Here is a 19,300-nt window from a genome sequence, read left to right as displayed (position 1 = left end):
GGGCAGCATCATACCTTTTCTACTAAAAACTTTCAAAAAAATTACCGCACTTTAAAACTAAAGTGCGGTAATTTTCTTATTAACAACTGATTTACCCAATTAGCTTATCAAATAACCAGTTAAAAAAACCAGATTCTGAAGCAATAAATAATCCTGCAAAGGCTGTTAAGTAGAATAACCCAATAAGGGATAACCATAATAATCCGCCTTTCACACTGTGCTTCGCATGCTTAGTCAGAGATAAATTCAACCAAGCAAAAATTGGAGCAGAAACAAATGAAGCAATCATCGCAAATTTCAGCATTGGCCCAACGGCATTATTAAAATAGAAAATAATCGCTAAACCCGACAATGCAGCCAAAATCATGCCGATGTTTAAAACTCTTACTGAGCTTTCTTGTTTACCGAACAAAATACGTAATGCTTCAACATTGGTACGTGAATACCCATCAATTACTGTAATTGTTGTACCAAACATGCACATAAATGCAATCACAGCAATCAATAAACGAGACCATTCACCGATAGTACTTGCATACATATTGATGAGTTGTGCGATATATTTTCCACCCACCATCTCTACGGTTTCTGGCGAACCATATTGTACCAATGCGCCAAGAGCTAAGAAGACAACGGCTAAAATAGCTGTACCAATGTAACCCACGTTGAAGTCAAACAAACCGTCTTGATAAGAGACTTTGGTTAAACGACGTTTTGCTACCACCCACATTGAGTTAATTGCAGAAATTTCAATTGGTGCGGGCATCCAGCCCATCAACGCGACTAAAAACGCTAACTTGCTTAATTCCCATGGAGAAGGCGCGACAAAATCAGGTGAGGCTACACCATGGATACCATTACGCATAAAGGCGATCACTACGGCGCTCACGGTGGTTACCGTTAAAGCAATCATGATAATTTTCGATAAGCTATCTAATAGACGGTATTTCCCTAACAATAAAATGCCGGTTGTCACAAGAATCACTAATGAGCTCAATACTGGCATCGGTAATGGGATTGGCGTAATGAAGGTTAAAATTGCGGCCGTTAATAATCCTACTGCCGCAGTATTAATCACAGTCGCAAAAATGTTTAAAGCAAGGAATAACCAAAGATAGAATTTCCCTTTTTGACGGTAACCTTCTAACAAGGTATTACCCGTATCTAAGGTATATTGAACACCGAAACGGAAGAAAGGATATTTGAATAAATTGGCAAGAATAACAATGCTCACTAATTCCCAGCCATAAATCGCACCGGCTTGGGTGGATGCAATAATATGTGAACCACCAACAGCCGCTGATGCCATCACGATTCCAGGGCCTAAGGCTGAGAATTTACTCGCCCACGTTGATTTTTCTACTGGAGTTGAAACTTCACTCATAAAATTTTCTCTTATAAATTGACCATAAACCGAAAAAGGTCTTATTTATAATAGAATTTTATTCTTGAGTAAAGTAAATAAAATCCATTTGAAAGCCTTAGTGAAAAAATAAAAATCTAATTATTCCAATATTTCAGAATATAACTTCAAAACAAATAAACTTTGCCCGTATTCATACCAAAAAACTGATGTCTTTAAGTGAATAAAATTTTTTCAACAAAAAGAAAGTGCGGTCAAAATTGACCGCGCCTTATTATAAATTTTAAACTTATTCAGCTTTCGCAACCTGAATACTCAACTCAGCCAATGCCTGCGGATTCGCAAAACTTGGCGCTTCGGTCATTAAACAAGCTGCTGCTGTTGTTTTCGGGAATGCAATCACATCACGGATATTTTCAGTGCCCGTTAAAAGCATGGTTAAACGGTCTAAACCAAATGCTAAACCTGCATGTGGCGGTGTACCGAATTTTAATGCATCTAACAAGAAGCCGAATTTTTCACGTTGTTCTTGTTCATTGATACCAAGAATGCGGAATACGGTTTGTTGCATTTTCGGATCGAAAATACGGACAGAACCACCACCTACTTCATAGCCGTTAATAACCATATCGTAAGCATTTGCTACCGCACTTGTCGGATCTGCTTCTAATTGCTCTGGTGTAAAATCTTTTGGTGAAGTGAATGGATGGTGCATTGCTGCAAGATTACCCTCTTCATCACGTTCAAACATTGGGAAATCAATCACCCAAAGCGGTTGCCATTCATCTAAACGAGTTAAGCCAAGATCACGACCTAATTTCAAACGCAATGCACCCATTGCATCAGTGGTAGTTTGCCATTTGTCTGCACCGAAGAATAAGATATCGCCGGTTTGAGCTTTCACACGTTCAGCTAAGGCTTTCCATATCTCTTCATTTAAGAATTTCGCAATAGGGCTTTGTACGCCTTCAAGGCCAACATTGATATCGTTTACTTTCGCCCAAGCTAAACCTTTTGCACCGTAAATGCCCACAAATTGTGTATATTCATCAATTTGTTTACGAGTGATTTCAGTACCATTTGGTACACGAATGACTGCCACACGACCGTTTGGATTGTTTGCAGGCTCATTAAATACTTTAAATTCAACGTCTTTAACGATATCTGCCACATCGACTAATTCAAGCGGGTTACGCAAATCCGGTTTATCTGAACCAAAACGAGTCATCGCTTCTTGCCAGGTCATTTGTGGGAATTTACCTAAATCCACACCAATGATGTTTTGCCATAAACCATGTACCATGCGTTCCATGATCGCACGTACTTCTGGCGCAGTTAAGAAAGAAGTTTCCACATCGATTTGAGTAAATTCAGGCTGACGATCTGCACGTAAGTCTTCATCACGGAAACATTTCACGATTTGATAATAACGATCAAAACCAGACATCATTAAAAGCTGTTTGAAAAGCTGTGGTGATTGCGGCAATGCATAGAATTTGCCTTTATGCACACGGCTTGGCACTAAATAGTCACGTGCACCTTCTGGTGTTGCTTTGGTAAGCATTGGGGTTTCGATATCAAGGAAACCATTATCATCCATAAAACGACGCACAAAGCTGGTAATTTTTGCACGGGTTTTCAAACGTTGTGCCATTTCTGGACGACGTAAATCTAAATAACGATATTTTAAACGTTGTTCTTCAGTGTTGTTTTGATTGAAGTCTAGTGGTAAAACGTCAGAAGCATTGTAGATGCGTAATTCTTTCGCTAATACTTCCACTTCACCTGTCGCCATATTTTTATTAATCTGATTATCAGGACGCGCGATCACTTCACCTTTAATTTGAATACAAAATTCATTACGTAAGCCTGAAGCTGCGGTTAATGCCTCTTGATATTTAGGGTCAAAACAAACTTGTACGATACCATCACGATCACGCATATCAATAAAAATTAAACCACCTAAATCGCGACGACGGTGAACCCAACCGTTTAATGTTACCTCTTGTCCAATATGGTTGCGGTTTAATGCACCGCAATAATGTGTACGCATCATTTCTGTATTCCTTTCATTTTTCTAAAAATGGATAATTAACGCGTTGATTATACGGAAAAAGACGGGGCATTTAAATTGAAAAGCGAAATTTATTTGATCCTTTAAAAACTTTCACTAAAATGACCGTAGTTTTTTGCATTTTATCTAAATAAATGCTCTCTCAAGACAACAACAGAATTCAATCATGATGAAAGATACAATTTTTGCCGCCCCGATCGAAAAACTGGGCGATTTTACTTTTGATGAAAGCGTGGCGGAAGTATTTCCCGACATGATCCAACGCTCGATTCCTGGCTATTCCAACATTATCACGGCGATTGGTATGTTAGCTGAACGTTTTGTGACGGCTAACAGCCAAGTCTATGATTTAGGCTGTTCACGTGGTGCAGCAGCCCTTTCTATGCGCCGTAATATAAAACAACCTAATGTAAAAATTATCGGTGTTGATAATTCTCTGCCAATGGTTGAACGCTGCCGCCAGCATGTTGCGGCTTATCATAGTGATGTACCCGTAGAAATTCTTTGCGATGATATTCGTCAAATTGAAATTAAGAACGCCTCAATGGTAGTGCTTAACTTCACATTGCAATTTTTACCACCAGAAGATCGTGTAGCCTTGCTCACAAAAATCTATCACGGTTTAAACCCAAACGGTGTGTTAGTGCTCTCTGAAAAGTTCCGTTTTGAAGATGAAAAAGTGAACGAGCTGCTTATTGACCTGCACCACCAATTCAAACGTGCTAACGGTTACAGTGAGCTTGAAGTGAGCCAAAAACGCACTGCGCTTGAAAATGTGATGCGGACTGACTCGATTAACATCCACAAAGAGCGGTTAAAAAACATCGGATTTTCACACGTAGAATTATGGTTCCAATGCTTTAACTTTGGCTCGATGATTGCGGTGAAATAATCCTAATCCAATCAATCATCTAAAAAATAAGGGCGTATCAAATGCGCCCTTATTTGTCACCAATGCTTTATAACCCTTTAAAATCCTTATCCAATAAACGAGCTAGCAACAAAATACCATCTTTAAAGCGATATTCTGCATATTCCGATTGTGCATAATATTCACCTTTACCTTCCGCAAAGAAATAATCTTGGCTTGGTAATTCAGGTAACCAACCTTTATAGCGAATTGGTAAATAAACATTTGGTGTGCAATGTTTAAAATCTGTTGGTATCTCTGATTGCGCCTCACAAAGTGTCGCGACATGATTTTTATCAAGATGAACAAGTATATAAGCTTTTTTTCCCGAAGGACTTAATTCATCTATACCTGTGGTTTCATTAGATTCAGATGAAAACTGACTTTGCTGCAAGTCAGATAAAATAGCATAATTCAATACCATATAGTCTCCTTGCATTAATGAACGAGGATCCGCGGGAGCAATTTTTAAGACAACAGGCTTACCTGTAGCCAGCACATCTTCAAATTGCTGCACTTTATAATTCACTGCCCCCAATAACGCAATCAAAAATACGCCGACAAGCCCAATCGGTGCTTTAAAAACGGGATAGTTTTCGACCGCACTTTGTGAAGGGGATTTATAACGTGCGCGTAAAAATAAGGTGACGATCGCAAAAATAACAGCAAAACTTACTAACAATACTCCTTTATAGAGCAATGGAATACTCAATTGGTAATAGAATCCACCTAAATAAACAATAAAGGCAAATACCAAAAGACCAAAAAACGCGCGGCTATCCGTCCAATAAATGAGCAATAATAACGCTGTTAAATATAAAATGACGGGTAGTCCAATAAAGCCTAATGCAAACAAGCTTAATGCTAATAAAATTAACACAACTTCTATATGTTTAGCTTTGTTGTGCTTATTCATTAGTGCATAGACAATTAATGGTAATACACAAATAAGTAAATATAAGATATGGTTAACATCAAACTGGAAGTGGGACCAAAATCGTCCACTTAAAACTTGCAGTATATTATTAAGGCTCATAGCGTCTGATAGCATGACATCACTTGAAACATCTGTATCAATAAGACCATAATCTACCAAAGGAAGCATCATATAAGATGGCAAAGAGCTCCATAGAGAGAATAACACCATTCCCCAGGCAATCGGCTTTAAATGAATTCGCTCTGATTGATGAGGTCTCATGCTCCAATAAAAGAAGACGATCGAACTCAGTAGCTGGATTTTATTAAACCATGTGTTATTCAAGCTGTAACTATGGAAATATATATCATAGGAAATTTGCCAATAAACGAGAAGTTGGATAACCAGTAGAATCCTAACCAAAGAATTTGGCATCAATTTGTAGGTAACAATAATAATGACTGAAAAAATCAGTGTGGAAATAAAGATACCGAGATTTGAATCTTCGCTAAATTCATATCCTAATAAAAGAAAAAGATTATCAAATTTAACAAGCAAATAGAATCCTAAAAAACTGTTTGCGATTAGAAAAAATAAACCCGCTAAAATTGTAGTGTATTCATTTTTATCTTTATTTAAGGTAAGTGACCAAGCTATGCCAAATAAAATAATACCAATGATTAATGTACTAGACTCATCTAAACCTAAAGAAAAAAATAGCCAAGCGCCTATCGTCACTACCGCTATCAATAAAGCTATCACCCATAATATTGAAGTCGCCCAATGGGATTTCTTATTATTTGGATGTTCTCGTTTATAGAGTTTCACCAACCAATTGATTGCCATAACAGTAAAAATGAAGCCAATTAATCCTAAAACCAATCCATCTTCGAAAGCTTGAATAAACTCAGAACCCCAAAAGCAATAAGCACCTAGAAAGGCAACAACTGAAATAATTAAATTAATAAAATCAAAGCGGTATTTTTGATATATGTAAAATGCAACCAAAGAAGGAATAGCAATCTGTAAAGAACTGAGTGATGAACGACCAAGCTCACCCCAAACATAAGCATGAAAGTACACATCATAAATTACAGTTAAACCAAATAAACTGGCAAAAGTCAGTACTAAAAATACTTTAGGTAAAATTCGCCAATGTTGATCATGAAAAGTTTTACTGAATAATTCAGATACCACGAGGAATCCAGTATTAATTAGCACGGCATAACCCATTGAGTTATAGGAGTTTTGTTCATTAAATAAATAAAATGTAACATTGGTAGTGGTGGCAAATAATAACGCAGAAGCCACATTCGGAAACAATAATAAAAACGGAAGTTGGCACAGTGTCCAAACAGCAAATAACTGCCATAAATCAGCTCCCGTTTGATAGGTTTGTCCGACTAAGGCAAATAAACCGCCAATTAACACAGAAACAACAAAAAAGATACTATATGTCTTCCACTTTAATTTTTCTTTGGCTTGTCGACGACTTTCTCGAATAAAACAATAAAGGCCTAATACCAGTGTCACCACAAGCAGTGTTTGTAAGCCATAAATTTTGGCTAAATCAGAAAAATAATCTAAATTGGCTGCAATTAACGTGACTACTCCACTCGTTAAAAATCCCACGGTTAATAATAAAAACAGTAAATTTAAATAACGTTGCCAAGAAAGATTAAAAAGGCCAGTTGTATTCATTCATTTTTTCCTTTTTATAAAAATATTCGTATTATCTTAGCATAATAGTCAGGTAAATAAATAACAAAAAAATGTGGCTAAATAATACAATTTAGCCACATTTTAATTTAGGTAAAATAATACTTATTACGCTGCATTCGGCTTATGGAGTAAGGTAAAAGCAATGAAACCAAATCCTAAGAAGCAAGAAACGATCAAGGCATAAAAACCACCATCCCAGCCAAATAAGTCGACCAATTTACCCATTACATAGCCTGCACTCGCAGAACCTAATAAGTAACCGAATAGCCCGGTTAGACCTGTCGCTGTACCTGTTGCAACACGTGGCACAAGGTCTGCCGCTTGAAGCCCGATCATCATTACTGGACCATAAATTAAGAAACCGATAGCTACAAGACAAATATTATCTACGAGTGGATTTCCTTCTGGGTTTTTCCAATAAACAATAATCGCGATTAATACACCGGTTAGGAATAATAACATCGGCGGTGCACGGTGACCTTTGAAGACTTTATCACTCAAATAACCACTAGCAAGCATACCAAAGATACCTGCATATTCGTAAAGGAAATACGCCCAACTTTGTTTGTCTACAGAGAAGTGTTTCACTTCTTTTAGATACGTTGGTGCCCAGTCAATGATGCCATAACGAATGAAATACACAAATACGTTCGCAAGTGCAATCGCCCATAAGAACTTATTATTAATGATGTATTTCATGAAAATATCTTTAGAAGAAAGCGTGTGAGCCGATTCGACTTTCTCTACGATTTTTTCACCTTTCCATTCATCTACCGGTGGTAACCCTTGTGATTCTGGAGTATCGCGCATTAAATAGAACATGATGAATGCCAATACAATCGCGATTAAGGCTGGTAAATAGAATAAAGATTGCCATACGCCGAAAATCGATAAACCGAGGATCGCTAATGGACCAATTAAACCACCACCTAAGTTATGCGATACGTTCCACCAGCTCCACCAAACACCACGTTCAGAAACCGAGAACCAGTTGGTCATTGTTTTTGCACCTGGTGGATATCCCATTCCTTGGAACCAGCCATTTAATGCAGCTAACACAATCATCAATGGAATAGAAGAAAGCACGCCTGGTACTAAACCGAAAATTAAGCTCACTAATGCAGAACCTAATAAACCAATAGTAATAAAATATTTAGGATTACTTCGGTCAGAAATATTCCCCATAATGAACTTACTAAAACCGTAAGCCAGTGATAACGCTACCCCAACTGTACCTAAATCAGCTTTAGTAAAGCCATATTCATCAATAAGATAAGGAATTGCTAAAGAAAAGTTTTTGCGGATAAGATAATAAGCCGCATACCCGATAAATACTCCAGCAAATACCTGCCAACGTAATTTTTTATACTCGGCATCTGTTCTAGAACTTTCAATTCTTGGTGCTGGAGGAGATGCTTTTAAGAATGAAAACATCTTTGTTCTCCTATAATAATTTACAACTTGTCGTATCCTTGTAATAGCTAGGCCACTACAACGAGAAACAGATTACCAAAGCCGAATATGAAACAGAGCTCCGACCACTCCAAATGATTAGTTCATTTTCGTTATTTAAACGACTCTAATTTCTGGGATAAATTACGTCCTAAGTCTATTTAAAAATTTCTATGTTATAATACCGACCAACCCAATAAAAAAAGGATAATAAGATGAGAATTTTACACACCATGCTTCGAGTGGGTGATTTAGACCGCTCTATTAAATTTTATCAAGACGTTTTAGGTATGCGTTTATTACGCACAAGTGAAAACCCTGAGTATAAATATTCACTGGCCTTTTTAGGTTACGAGGATGGTGAGAGTGCAACTGAAATTGAATTAACATACAACTGGGGCGTGACTGAATATGATCTTGGTAATGCTTACGGTCATATTGCTATTGGTGTAGATGATATTTACGCAACTTGTGAAGCGGTACGTGCTAATGGCGGTAAAGTAACTCGCGAAGCTGGCCCTGTTAAAGGTGGCACAACCGTGATTGCATTCGTTGAAGATCCAGATGGTTATAAGATCGAGTTTATCGAAAATAAAAGTGCAAAATCAGCTTTAGGGAATTAAGGAATACATTGTGTCAGATACACCTGAAATTCCTTATCACCACCAATTAAAAAATCGGTTTCGCGGCTACTTTCCTGTCATTATTGATGTGGAAACGGCTGGGTTTGATGCCAAAAAAGATGCGCTTTTAGAACTTGCGGCAATCACCTTAAAAATGGATGAGAATGGCAATTTACACCCCGATCAAAAATGCCATTTTCATATTGAGCCATTTGAAGGTGCGAATATTAATCCGGAATCACTCAAATTTAACGGGATTGATATTCACAATCCATTGCGAGGTGCCGTATCTGAATTAGATGCCATCACAGGATTGTTCCAAATGGTGCGTCGAGGACAAAAAGATTCTGAATGTCAGCGTTCTATTATCGTGGCACATAATGCGGCTTTTGACCAAAGCTTCGTGATGGCTGCTGCTGAACGTACGGGTGTAAAACGTAATCCATTCCACCCTTTCGGGATGTTTGATACCGCAACACTTGCCGGTTTTATGTTTGGACAAACAGTGCTCGTCAAAGCATGCCAAGCAGCAAAAATTCCTTTTGATGGTAAACAAGCACACTCTGCGCTATATGACACCGAACGCACTGCGGAATTATTCTGCTATATGGTCAATCACTTAAAAGATCTTGGTGGTTTCCCGCATATTGCTCAAACCGATGAAACGGGAAAAACTACTGAAAATCAGACCGCACTTTAATTTTCAAAATTTTTTAGAAAAAAGACTTGCAATCGTTTTCGGTTTACCGTATTTTAAAAACCAATTCAATTTAGTTATCTAAATAAGAGAGTTTCAAATGAACTTTATCCTTCGTCACCATCATCGCCATTCAACTGAATAATCTTTCAGGCTGTTGGCGTGCTTGGAAGATTTCTTCCGAGCTGACAAGATAAAGATCAAAAAATCTTACCCCTCGGAAGGCAACTTTCGAGGGGTTTTGTTTTATTATCAATTTACAGGAGTTTATTACTATGCGACATCTAACCTTAAATCAATTTTCTTTTATGCGACCTTTTTCTTTTAATTAATCAATAAGGAACAACAATATGCTATCGAATCCCGTTGTTATTTCAATTGTCGTGCTACTGGCGTTAAGCCTACTGCGCGTGAACGTGGTTATCGCACTTGTGATTTCTGCCCTTACAGCTGGCTTATGCGGAGACCTAGGTTTAAGCAAAACCATTGAGGCTTTCACTGGCGGCTTAGGTGGTGGTGCTGAAGTCGCGATGAACTATGCGATGCTCGGTGCATTTGCCATTGCGATTTCAAAATCTGGCATCACTGATTTGCTTGCCTACAAAATTATTACCCGAATGAACAAAACACCAACTGATAAAAATTTAGCGTGGTTTAAATATATGCTGCTTGGTATTTTGCTTTTATTCGCCATTTCATCCCAAAACTTGCTCCCAGTGCACATTGCATTTATCCCGATTGTAGTGCCACCTTTACTTTCTATTTTTAACCGTTTAAAAATCGATCGTCGTGCAGTCGCTTGCATTATTACCTTCGGTTTAACAGCAACCTATATGATCTTACCGGTTGGTTTCGGGAAAATCTTTATCGAAAGCATTTTAGTAAAAAATATCAATCTGGCTGGTGCTCCACTCGGTTTACAAACCAGTGTTGGTGAAGTTTCTTTTGCTATGCTTATCCCTGTTATTGGTATGATTCTTGGTTTACTCACTGCCGTATTTGTTACCTATCGCAAACCGCGCGAGTATGTTGTGACAACGGCAGAACCAACTACAAGTGAAATTAAACAACACATTGCGAACATTAAACCGATTCAAATTACCGCAAGTGCGGTCGCCATTGTCGCGACTTTTGCCACACAGCTTTTCACAAGTTCAACTATCATTGGTGGTTTAGTCGGTTTAGTCATTTTCGGTGCTTTTGGTATTTTCAAACTCAAAGAAAGTAACGATATTTTCCAACAAGGTTTACGCTTAATGGCGATGATCGGCTTTGTGATGATTGCAGCTTCTGGTTTCGCTAATGTCATTAATTCAACAAGTGGCGTGAAAGAGTTAGTTGATGCACTTTCAACGGGTGTGATTCAAAGCAAAGGCGTTGCGGCATTCTTAATGTTACTCGTTGGCTTATTGATTACTATGGGTATTGGCTCTTCTTTCTCAACCGTGCCAATTATCACCTCAATTTATGTACCACTTTGTCTCTCTTTTGGTTTCTCACCACTTGCGACAGTGTCTATCGTAGGTGTAGCAGCAGCATTAGGGGATGCGGGTTCACCGGCTTCAGACTCAACACTTGGTCCAACATCCGGTTTGAATATGGATGGTAAACACGACCACATTTGGGATTCTGTTGTGCCGACCTTTATTCACTACAACATTCCATTATTAGCATTCGGTTGGATTGCAGCCATGACCCTTTAATCGTTATAATCCCTGCATTCATTATGCAGGGATTTTTTTATGTCTATTCAATCATTACTCAATACGCTCGAACAAAAAGTACAGCAACTAACTCAAGCCTATCAAGCTGACTCTGATAAAAAAATCAACGCTAAATTCAACCGCACTTTATTTACTGAAGATTTTGAAACCGTCGGCTTTTATCTCAAAGAAATCCAACAAAGCTTAACGAAGCTATGTAGCCTACCCTATCAAAATGAAGAACAAATCGTATTTATGGCTGAACATCTTTTAGGGCAATGTACCGCATTAACTGAAGCCATGAATCGTAAGCATAAAAAAGCTATTCAACCGAAAAAAACGGAACAACCAGTTACAAGCAGTAAATCACAACATAGCATTCATCAACTTCCGCCAAGAGAGCGTCTAGAAAAATATTATGAAGCCTTGCAGCAACTCACGGAAAAATACGAAGAAGCTAAAGCACAAGCGAATACGGCTCAAACAGATATTCAACGAGATATGCATAAGCAAACTGCATCGATTTATTCAACTCGTCGTCAAAAATGCTTAGAGGCAATTGAGACCTTAGAAGAATACCTTGCCTTTAAAGAAGCCCAAGAAAGTGCGGTCAAAAAATAAGATCTTTTTGAAATAGAGTGAAAAGCAAAAATCCCTAAATCTTTCGACTTAGGGATTTTTTGAATTTGATGGCGGAGGAAGTGAGATTCGAACTCACGGAGGGCGTAAACCCTCGCCGGTTTTCAAGACCGGTGCCTTCAACCACTCGACCATTCCTCCGTGATTTAAGCGAGATGAATAATACGTTTTTTCCCCCACCCCGTCAAGCAAGAAAATAAAAAAATTATCTGACTGACTACTTTTAAATCACTATGTTTTAAAAATACACAAAATAAAAAACGGAACCTACTGGCTCCGTCTTTATGATTAAGATATTACTCTGCTTTCGCTTGTGTCGGTTCAGAATAAATATGACTAATTGCACTATGATGGCCTGCCGCGCCTTTACCATTAAAGTAATAACGAGACTCAGTCCATTCTACAATTGGGAATGGCTTAGACGCTTCATCTGGTGCTTTGGCTAATGTCATGGCTGCTTTTGTATGTGGTACGGCTGAAATCGTACCTGCACGACCAGTAAACACATAAGAACGAACAAACTCAGCTTTTTCTTGAGGTTCAACTTCTGTCGTTGCGACTTGAGCTACAGGTTCTGATTTATGATGCAAGCGTTCTAATGATTCTTGCACTTTCTGTTGAACCGCTTCATTTGCCGGTTGAGTAATGAAATCTAACGCAGGTTGTGCTTCAACTGATTTCTCTTCCACAACAATACCTGTTGCCGGTGTTATCACACCTTTTTTCGTTTTTTCTTGCTCAAGCAACTCATCCACCGATAAGAAATTATTTTCTTTCGGTGCATTCACCGCAGAATAATCGATGCATACTTTACCGCTTGCTAATTCTGGTGAAGCCACTGCCGCAAATAATGGCATTGGGGACTTCACTTCATTACGACGACGGCGTTGATTATTCGATGCACGTAAATGACGAGGTGTACGACGTTGACGTTCTTGACGTGGTTTATCTTCTGTATTATCTACAGCGTTATTTTCAACCTCTTCATTTTTAATCGCTGGAACTTCAACTGCTTCAATCACATTCTCATTGGTGTTATTCGCATTGTCATCAATACGAACGCGTTTACGTAAATCACGACGTTGACGACGTTCAGCTACAGGTTTCTCTGCTTTTTCTTCTTGACGATTATCATCAGAAACATTCGCTAAATTAACTGAACTTTCAGCAATAACCTCTTCATTAACGTTGCGGCGATTACGACGATTATTCACACGCTCACGAGTTGGACGTGTATTTTCTTCGTCTGTATTTTTCGCATTATCGTTGTTTTCATTGCGAGAACGACGATTATTACGACGATCTTGATTGCGACGATTATTACGATTGCCATTGCGATTATTACGATTGTTTTGGTTTTTCTCTTCTTCTTTTGGTCCAGAAGCGAATAAACCTTTAATTGCAGCAACAATTTTTGCAAACAGTGAAGGACCTTCTGATTTGCGCTCAACTGGTGCAGGCGCTGCCGTTGGGATCGATAGCGATACCGCAGCACTTTCCATCACTTGCTCAGAGGTTACTGCTGCAGTTTCGATATTGCGAGAAACAAGAGACTCTTCTGGTACAAATGTATCGTCTTGTGCATCATGGAATTTGGTTAAGTTATAGCTTAATTCATTTAGCTCTTCACCTTCACGAACACGGAATACGCTGAAATGTGGCGTTTCCATTGCTTCATTTGGCACCACGATAATATCTACATCATGACGTTTTTCGATGCTATGAACGGCTTTACGTTTTTCGTTAAGTAAGTAAGACGCAATTTGTACAGGCACGATAGTGTGTACTTGTTTGGTATTTTCTTTTAACGCTTCTTCTTCGATTAAACGTAAGATTGAAAGTGATAAGCTTTCGTTATCACGCACTTTACCTGTACCTTGACAGCGTGGGCAAACATGGTGAGAAGACTCACCTAATGATGGGCTTAAACGCTGACGTGACATTTCCAACAAGCCGAAGCGAGAAATACGGCTGATTTGAATACGTGCACGGTCTTGACGCACGGCATCACGGATACGGTTTTCTACTTCACGCTGGTGACGAACAGGTGTCATATCAATGAAATCGATAACCACTAACCCACCTAAGTCACGTAAACGTAATTGACGAGCAATTTCATCCGCTGCTTCAAGGTTGGTATTTAATGCGGTTTCTTCAATATCGCCACCACGAGTTGAACGCGCCGAGTTGATATCGATCGCTGTTAATGCTTCTGTCACATCAATGACAATCGAACCACCAGAAGGTAAACGCACTTCACGTTGGAAGGCTGATTCAATTTGTGACTCAATTTGGTAGTGGCTAAATAGCGGCACTTCGCCTTGATACAATTTCACACGATTGATGAAATCTGGACGTACAAGTTTGATGTGTGCTTTCGCTTTTTCAAATACTTTCGGACTATCAATTAAGATCTCACCGATATCTCGACGCAAGTAATCACGGATCGCACGAACGATCACATCACTTTCTTGGTGAATTAAGAACGGAGCTGGACGGCTTTGTGAAGCTTGTTTAATTGCTTCCCAATGATGTAAAAGTACTTTCAAGTCCCACTGTAATTCTTCTGGTGATTTACCCACACCCGCTGTACGCACGATTAGACCAACGCCTTCAGGCACATCTAAAGAACTCAATGCTTCTTTTAATTCGATACGTTCATCGCCTTCAATACGGCGAGAGATACCACCTGCACGTGGATTGTTTGGCATAATCACCAAATAACTACCTGCAAGGGAAACAAAAGTGGTTAAGGCAGCGCCTTTATTGCCGCGTTCTTCTTTGTTCACCTGAACGATCACTTCTTGGCCCTCGGTCAAAATATCACGGATATTTGGACGACCTTGGAACACATAATCAGCAGGGAAATACTCGCGGGCAATTTCTTTCAAAGGAAGGAAGCCATGGCGCTCGGCACCATAATCCACAAAGGCTGCTTCTAAACTCGGCTCTACGCGAGTGATTTTCCCTTTGTAAATATTGGCTTTTTTCTGTTCATGACCCGGACTTTCAATGTCCAAGTCGAATAAACGCTGGCCATCGACCAACGCAACGCGCAACTCTTCTTTTTGAGTCGCATTGATTAACATTCTTTTCATTGTCAATTTCTCGTTTGAATTATCTAAAATACCTTGAAAATTAACCGCACTTTACAGATTTACTAACCTTAGCCATCGACCTCGTGTTTCTCGCGAACAGTCAATCTCACGACTGTGTGTTGCTGGGTGCATTGATAGCATACTCAATTGTTATCTAAGACAATTTTCGTAAAACAATGCGATGTGTTAATTACGCATTGCAAGGAAGCGTCAACCTTCAAGAAAAACATGTTGATTCTCAATGTCTTATGCCATTTGCCGCATTGAGTTTTGACCAACATACAAAATTGCTTTCTAAATGCCAAATTTGAGGCGTAGAAAGACGCTCTATTATCCACATTCGGGGCTAAATTAGCAAGGCATTCTTGCTATTATCGCTAAGGATATTGTGATATGATTCTGCCCAATTTTTAAAGGACAGATTCAATGGCTGAAAAACAAGAAAAAATCATCAATCAATCCGTCAAAATGCTCACTATTTCTGAGGATGAAGCAGGACAACGCATTGATAATTATTTATTGGCAAAATTAAAAGGTATACCAAAAAGTTTGATTTATCGCATTCTGCGCAAAGGCGAAGTACGAGTGAACAAAGGACGAATCAAACCTGAATATAAATTGCAAAATGGTGATGTGGTACGTGTGCCACCTGTTCGTGTTTCTGAAAAAAATACTGCGCCAATTTCTAAAAACTTGAATAAAGTGGCCTCCCTTGAAAGCCATATTATTTTTGAAGATGACTGTTTATTAGTATTGAACAAACCTTCCGGCATCGCAGTTCATGGCGGGAGTGGTTTGAATTTTGGTGTGATTGAAGCCTTGCGTGCATTACGTCCTGAAGCCCGCTTTTTAGAATTAGTTCACCGTTTAGACAGAGATACATCCGGCCTTTTATTAGTGGCAAAGAAACGCTCTGCCTTACGCAACTTACACGAACAACTTCGTGTTAAAACGGTACAAAAAGATTATCTCGCGCTCGTGCGTGGACAATGGCAATCTCATGTAAAAGTCGTGCAAGCCCCTTTATTAAAAAATGAACTCGCCAGTGGTGAACGCATCGTTAAAGTCAGTGAGCAAGGTAAACCTTCAGAAACGCGATTTGCTATCGAAGAACGCTATCAAAATGCGACCTTAGTGAAAGCATCCCCTGTAACGGGACGAACTCATCAGATCCGAGTTCATACTCAATATGCAGGCCACCCAATTGCATTAGATGATAAATACGGTGATAAAGAATTCGATAAATATATGCAAGATATCGGGCTTAATCGCTTGTTTTTACATGCGTTTTCTATTCGCTTTGTGCACCCTAAAACGGGTGAAACATTACGCCTCAATGCGCAACTAGACGAAAAAATGAAAGCAATTCTGAAAAAACTGCGTGAAAGCAAAGAGATAAACCCATAGACAAGAAAAATGTTTATTGTTATATTTGATGACGGAGACAACTCGTTTCTATCATTAATTAACATATAACAACAAAGGATAGCAAAATGGCAAAAGGACAATCATTACAAGATCCTTATTTGAATGCGTTACGCCGTGAACGTATTCCTGTTTCGATTTATCTCGTTAATGGGATTAAATTACAGGGTCAAATCGAATCATTCGACCAATTCGTGATTTTATTAAAAAACACGGTTAATCAAATGGTGTACAAACACGCAATTTCGACTGTGGTTCCAGCACGTTCTGTTTCTCACCACAATAATAATGGCGGTCATCATGCAGCACAAACTTCTGATGCTGTAGCGGAAGTAGAAACACAAGCAGAATAATTCTGTTCAATGAACGATTTCATCAATTTAAGTGCGGTTGAAAATTCACCTGAAATTTCAACCGCACTTTCGTCATCTAAAACAGTCGACAATAGCCAACCGACAAAAGATAAAGCTGTCGTCGTGCATGTTTTCTTTTCTCAAAATAAAAACATTGAAGATCTACAAGAATTCCAACTTTTAGCGGAATCTGCCAATGTTGAGATTTTACAAATCATCACCACAAGCCGTGCCACGCCACAAGCGAAATATTTTATCGGTGAGGGGAAAGCACAAGAAATTGCTGATGCAGTGAAAGCCTTAGATGCCGATGTTGTTTTGGTGAATCATCAATTAACGCCCGCTCAAACCCGTAATTTAGAAAGCATTTGCCAATGTCGTGTAGTAGATCGCACTGGGGTGATTTTAGATATCTTTGCCCAACGAGCCCGCTCGCACGAAGGGAAATTGCAAGTTGAATTAGCTCAGCTTAAGCATTTATCCACTCGATTAGTCCGCCGAAAAACAGGCTTAGATCAGCAAAAAGGTGCGGTAGGATTGCGTGGCCCTGGCGAAACGCAGTTAGAAACGGATCGCCGTTTAATCAAGGTTCGTATCGCACAGTTGCAAAATCGTTTGGCGAAAGTCGAAAAACAACGCAATCAAAATCGCCAAACACGACAAAAAGCGGATATTCCGACCATTTCCTTAGTAGGCTACACCAATGCGGGGAAATCGACACTCTTCAATTTCATCACGCAAGCCAATGTCTATGCGGCAGATCAGCTTTTTGCCACCCTCGATCCCACATTAAGACGTTTGCAAATTCAAGATGTTGGCACAGTGATTCTCGCCGATACCGTTGGTTTCGTTCGCCAACTTCCCCATGATTTAGTTTCCGCTTTTAAATCTACCTTGCAAGAAACGGTAGAAGCCAGTTTGTTATTGCATGTCATTGATGCAGCAGACGCTCGAAAGATCGAAAATATTGAAGCCGTGAATTTAGTGTTGGAAGAAATTAAGGCTGACAAAGTACCAGTATTGCTGGTATATAACAAAATTGATTTATTGGAAAATGTGGTACCCCATATTGAATATGATGACGAGAATAAGCCCGTTGCCGTTTACCTTTCCGCACATTCAGGTGAAGGATTAGATCTACTGCTTGAAGCCATTAAAGTGCGGTTGAAAAATGAGATACTTTCTTTCACCCTCACGCTGCTCCCACAAGAGGGCAAAATCCGCCATGCGCTCTATCAATTAGATAGCATTCGTCACGAGCAAATTTCAGATGAAGGTGAATTTATCCTCAATGTACAAATTGATAAAGTCGAATGGCTCAAACTTCATAAACAATTCCCTAAACTGTCAGAAATTATTTACTAATACCGTATTGTTTTAATTTATTGGCAATCGCCGTGTGTGATACGCCTAATCGTTGCGCCAATTTTCGCGTACTTGGATACTGAGCATAAAATGCACGCAATACTCTCGCCTCATATTGTCCCATGATCTCATCCAGCGTTTGCTCACCAAAATCATCTACAGAAATGACCGCACTTTGTACGGGTTTTAAATTTAAACTTTCAATATCAAGCTGGTTATTTTTTGCTAAAGAACAGGCGCGATACAAGACATTGTATAGTTCTCGCACATTACCTTGCCAAGGCTGCCCTTTTAAATAATTCAGAAAATCAGCACTATATTGCGGTATTGAAATCTTAAGCTGTGTGCTAATTTCTTGTAAAAAACCTTCCGTTAAAGGCTGAATGTCTTCTACTCGCTCACGCAAGGGGGGAACATTTAGCGCCAAAACATTTAAGCGATGAAATAAATCACTGCGCAATTTCCCTTGTTCTAACAGCTTTTCCATCGGTTCTTGTGAAGTACAAATCACTCGAACATTTGCATGATGTTCTTTTTCTTCACCCACTCGACGGAAAGAACCATCAGTTAAAAAACGCAATAATTTTGCCTGTAAACTTAATGAAAGCTCGGCAATACCATCCAGTAACACAGTGCCTTCGTTAGCATATTCAAAAAAACCGATAGTTTCACTGTCACCCACTTTCCGCCCAAACATTTCACTTTCCGCATCTTCATCCGGTAAGCCTGCACAGTTTACAGCAATGAACTTTTTCTCACGACGTAAGCTAGCAAAATGGCAAGCTTTTGCTAATAAGTCTTTACCTGTACCTGTTTCACCTTGAATTAAAAGCGGCACATCAAACATCGCAAAACGTTGTGCATTTTCGACCGCACTTTTCATGGAAAGGCTTTGAGTGACAAAGCAAGAGAAAGGATCTTGTGGATTAAATGTCAGCATAAAATAAGCTCAATTTTATT

General features: G+C 39.1%; 14 protein-coding genes, 1 tRNA gene and 1 other annotated feature. Of the genes, 8 read left to right on the top strand and 7 right to left on the bottom strand.

Features of this window, described 5'->3' with window-relative positions; genetic code table 11:
• Window positions 1-91: 91 nt before the first annotated feature.
• Window positions 92-1,384, bottom strand: a complete 1,293-nt coding sequence (locus HMPREF3263_RS10145) for an NRAMP family divalent metal transporter (RefSeq protein ID WP_005697137.1) — start codon at window positions 1,382-1,384, stop codon at window positions 92-94.
• Window positions 1,385-1,652: 268 nt separating this feature from the next.
• On the bottom strand, window positions 1,653-3,419 hold the full coding sequence (aspS, locus tag HMPREF3263_RS10140) for an aspartate--tRNA ligase (protein ID WP_005697087.1): 1,767 nt from the start codon (window positions 3,417-3,419) through the stop codon (window positions 1,653-1,655).
• A 184-nt stretch (window positions 3,420-3,603) separates the two neighbouring features.
• Between aspS and cmoA the strand changes: the two genes are divergently transcribed.
• Window positions 3,604-4,329, top strand: a complete 726-nt coding sequence (gene cmoA / locus HMPREF3263_RS10135; RefSeq protein ID WP_005697102.1) for a carboxy-S-adenosyl-L-methionine synthase CmoA — start codon at window positions 3,604-3,606, stop codon at window positions 4,327-4,329.
• A 67-nt stretch (window positions 4,330-4,396) separates the two neighbouring features.
• On the opposite strand, the gene HMPREF3263_RS10130 is transcribed toward cmoA, so the two are convergent.
• Window positions 4,397-6,964, bottom strand: a complete 2,568-nt coding sequence (locus HMPREF3263_RS10130) for a GDYXXLXY domain-containing protein (RefSeq protein ID WP_005697110.1) — start codon at window positions 6,962-6,964, stop codon at window positions 4,397-4,399.
• Between the two features lie 126 nt (window positions 6,965-7,090).
• Window positions 7,091-8,419: a phosphoglycerate transporter protein PgtP gene (gene pgtP, locus HMPREF3263_RS10125; protein ID WP_005696695.1), complete on the bottom strand. Its 1,329-nt coding sequence runs from the start codon at window positions 8,417-8,419 to the stop codon at window positions 7,091-7,093.
• 233 nt (window positions 8,420-8,652) lie between these two features.
• Between pgtP and gloA the strand changes: the two genes are divergently transcribed.
• The 4 genes from gloA (at window position 8,653) to priC (ending at window position 12,081) form a co-directional block, all read left to right on the top strand.
• Entirely contained in the window at window positions 8,653-9,060 is a 408-nt protein-coding gene (gene gloA, locus HMPREF3263_RS10120; RefSeq protein ID WP_065285770.1) for a lactoylglutathione lyase, read from the top strand.
• A gap of 10 nt (window positions 9,061-9,070) precedes the next feature.
• Complete coding sequence (gene rnt / locus HMPREF3263_RS10115) at window positions 9,071-9,760, top strand: ribonuclease T (RefSeq protein ID WP_049380431.1); 690 nt, start codon at window positions 9,071-9,073, stop codon at window positions 9,758-9,760.
• A 117-nt stretch (window positions 9,761-9,877) separates the two neighbouring features.
• Window positions 9,878-10,004, top strand: a sequence feature (His leader region).
• Window positions 10,005-10,107: 103 nt separating this feature from the next.
• A complete protein-coding gene (locus tag HMPREF3263_RS10110) occupies window positions 10,108-11,460 on the top strand; it encodes a Na+/H+ antiporter family protein (RefSeq protein WP_070853272.1) in 1,353 nt (450 codons plus the stop codon).
• Between the two features lie 39 nt (window positions 11,461-11,499).
• Window positions 11,500-12,081: a primosomal replication protein PriC gene (gene priC, locus HMPREF3263_RS10105; protein ID WP_005697084.1), complete on the top strand. Its 582-nt coding sequence runs from the start codon at window positions 11,500-11,502 to the stop codon at window positions 12,079-12,081.
• Between the two features lie 69 nt (window positions 12,082-12,150).
• On the opposite strand, the gene HMPREF3263_RS10100 is transcribed toward priC, so the two are convergent.
• Both HMPREF3263_RS10100 and rne read right to left on the bottom strand, forming a co-directional pair.
• Window positions 12,151-12,240, bottom strand: a tRNA-Ser gene (locus HMPREF3263_RS10100).
• Between the two features lie 155 nt (window positions 12,241-12,395).
• Window positions 12,396-15,197 (bottom strand): ribonuclease E, encoded by a 2,802-nt coding sequence (gene rne / locus HMPREF3263_RS10095; RefSeq protein ID WP_070853271.1) that lies wholly within the window; start codon window positions 15,195-15,197, stop codon window positions 12,396-12,398.
• Window positions 15,198-15,623: 426 nt separating this feature from the next.
• Here rne and rluC point away from each other — a divergent pair, with 426 nt between their 5' ends.
• The 3 genes from rluC (at window position 15,624) to hflX (ending at window position 18,340) form a co-directional block, all read left to right on the top strand.
• Window positions 15,624-16,604, top strand: a complete 981-nt coding sequence (gene rluC / locus HMPREF3263_RS10090; protein ID WP_005697129.1) for a 23S rRNA pseudouridine(955/2504/2580) synthase RluC — start codon at window positions 15,624-15,626, stop codon at window positions 16,602-16,604.
• Window positions 16,605-16,690: 86 nt separating this feature from the next.
• On the top strand, window positions 16,691-16,975 hold the full coding sequence (gene hfq, locus HMPREF3263_RS10085) for an RNA chaperone Hfq (RefSeq protein ID WP_005697164.1): 285 nt from the start codon (window positions 16,691-16,693) through the stop codon (window positions 16,973-16,975).
• Between the two features lie 9 nt (window positions 16,976-16,984).
• Window positions 16,985-18,340, top strand: coding sequence for a ribosome rescue GTPase HflX (gene hflX, locus HMPREF3263_RS10080; RefSeq protein WP_005697077.1), 1,356 nt, complete (start codon window positions 16,985-16,987; stop codon window positions 18,338-18,340).
• Here hflX and HMPREF3263_RS10075 read toward each other — a convergent pair.
• Complete coding sequence (locus HMPREF3263_RS10075) at window positions 18,330-19,280, bottom strand: sigma 54-interacting transcriptional regulator (protein ID WP_005697092.1); 951 nt, start codon at window positions 19,278-19,280, stop codon at window positions 18,330-18,332. The two genes, hflX and HMPREF3263_RS10075, sit on opposite strands and share 11 nt — an antisense overlap.
• Window positions 19,281-19,300 lie beyond the last annotated feature (20 nt).

The sequence above is a fragment of the Haemophilus sp. HMSC61B11 genome, assembly GCF_001838615.1.
GTDB classification, from domain to species: domain Bacteria; phylum Pseudomonadota; class Gammaproteobacteria; order Enterobacterales; family Pasteurellaceae; genus Haemophilus_D; species Haemophilus_D parainfluenzae_AD.
This window is presented reverse-complemented; position numbering and strand designations above follow the sequence as displayed.

Excerpts from the sequence above, each read along its gene's own strand:
- rne (WP_070853271.1), bottom strand. The coding sequence starts at position 15,197 with ATGAAAAGAATGTTAATCAATGCGACTCAAAAAGAAGAGTTGCGCGTT.
- hflX (WP_005697077.1), top strand. The coding sequence starts at position 16,985 with ATGAACGATTTCATCAATTTAAGTGCGGTTGAAAATTCACCTGAAATT.
- aspS (WP_005697087.1), bottom strand. The coding sequence starts at position 3,419 with ATGATGCGTACACATTATTGCGGTGCATTAAACCGCAACCATATTGGA.
- cmoA (WP_005697102.1), top strand. The coding sequence starts at position 3,604 with ATGATGAAAGATACAATTTTTGCCGCCCCGATCGAAAAACTGGGCGAT.
- hfq (WP_005697164.1), top strand. The coding sequence starts at position 16,691 with ATGGCAAAAGGACAATCATTACAAGATCCTTATTTGAATGCGTTACGC.
- rluC (WP_005697129.1), top strand. The coding sequence starts at position 15,624 with ATGGCTGAAAAACAAGAAAAAATCATCAATCAATCCGTCAAAATGCTC.
- priC (WP_005697084.1), top strand. The coding sequence starts at position 11,500 with ATGTCTATTCAATCATTACTCAATACGCTCGAACAAAAAGTACAGCAA.
- gloA (WP_065285770.1), top strand. The coding sequence starts at position 8,653 with ATGAGAATTTTACACACCATGCTTCGAGTGGGTGATTTAGACCGCTCT.
- pgtP (WP_005696695.1), bottom strand. The coding sequence starts at position 8,419 with ATGTTTTCATTCTTAAAAGCATCTCCTCCAGCACCAAGAATTGAAAGT.
- HMPREF3263_RS10110 (WP_070853272.1), top strand. The coding sequence starts at position 10,108 with ATGCTATCGAATCCCGTTGTTATTTCAATTGTCGTGCTACTGGCGTTA.
- HMPREF3263_RS10130 (WP_005697110.1), bottom strand. The coding sequence starts at position 6,964 with ATGAATACAACTGGCCTTTTTAATCTTTCTTGGCAACGTTATTTAAAT.
- HMPREF3263_RS10075 (WP_005697092.1), bottom strand. The coding sequence starts at position 19,280 with ATGCTGACATTTAATCCACAAGATCCTTTCTCTTGCTTTGTCACTCAA.
- HMPREF3263_RS10145 (WP_005697137.1), bottom strand. The coding sequence starts at position 1,384 with ATGAGTGAAGTTTCAACTCCAGTAGAAAAATCAACGTGGGCGAGTAAA.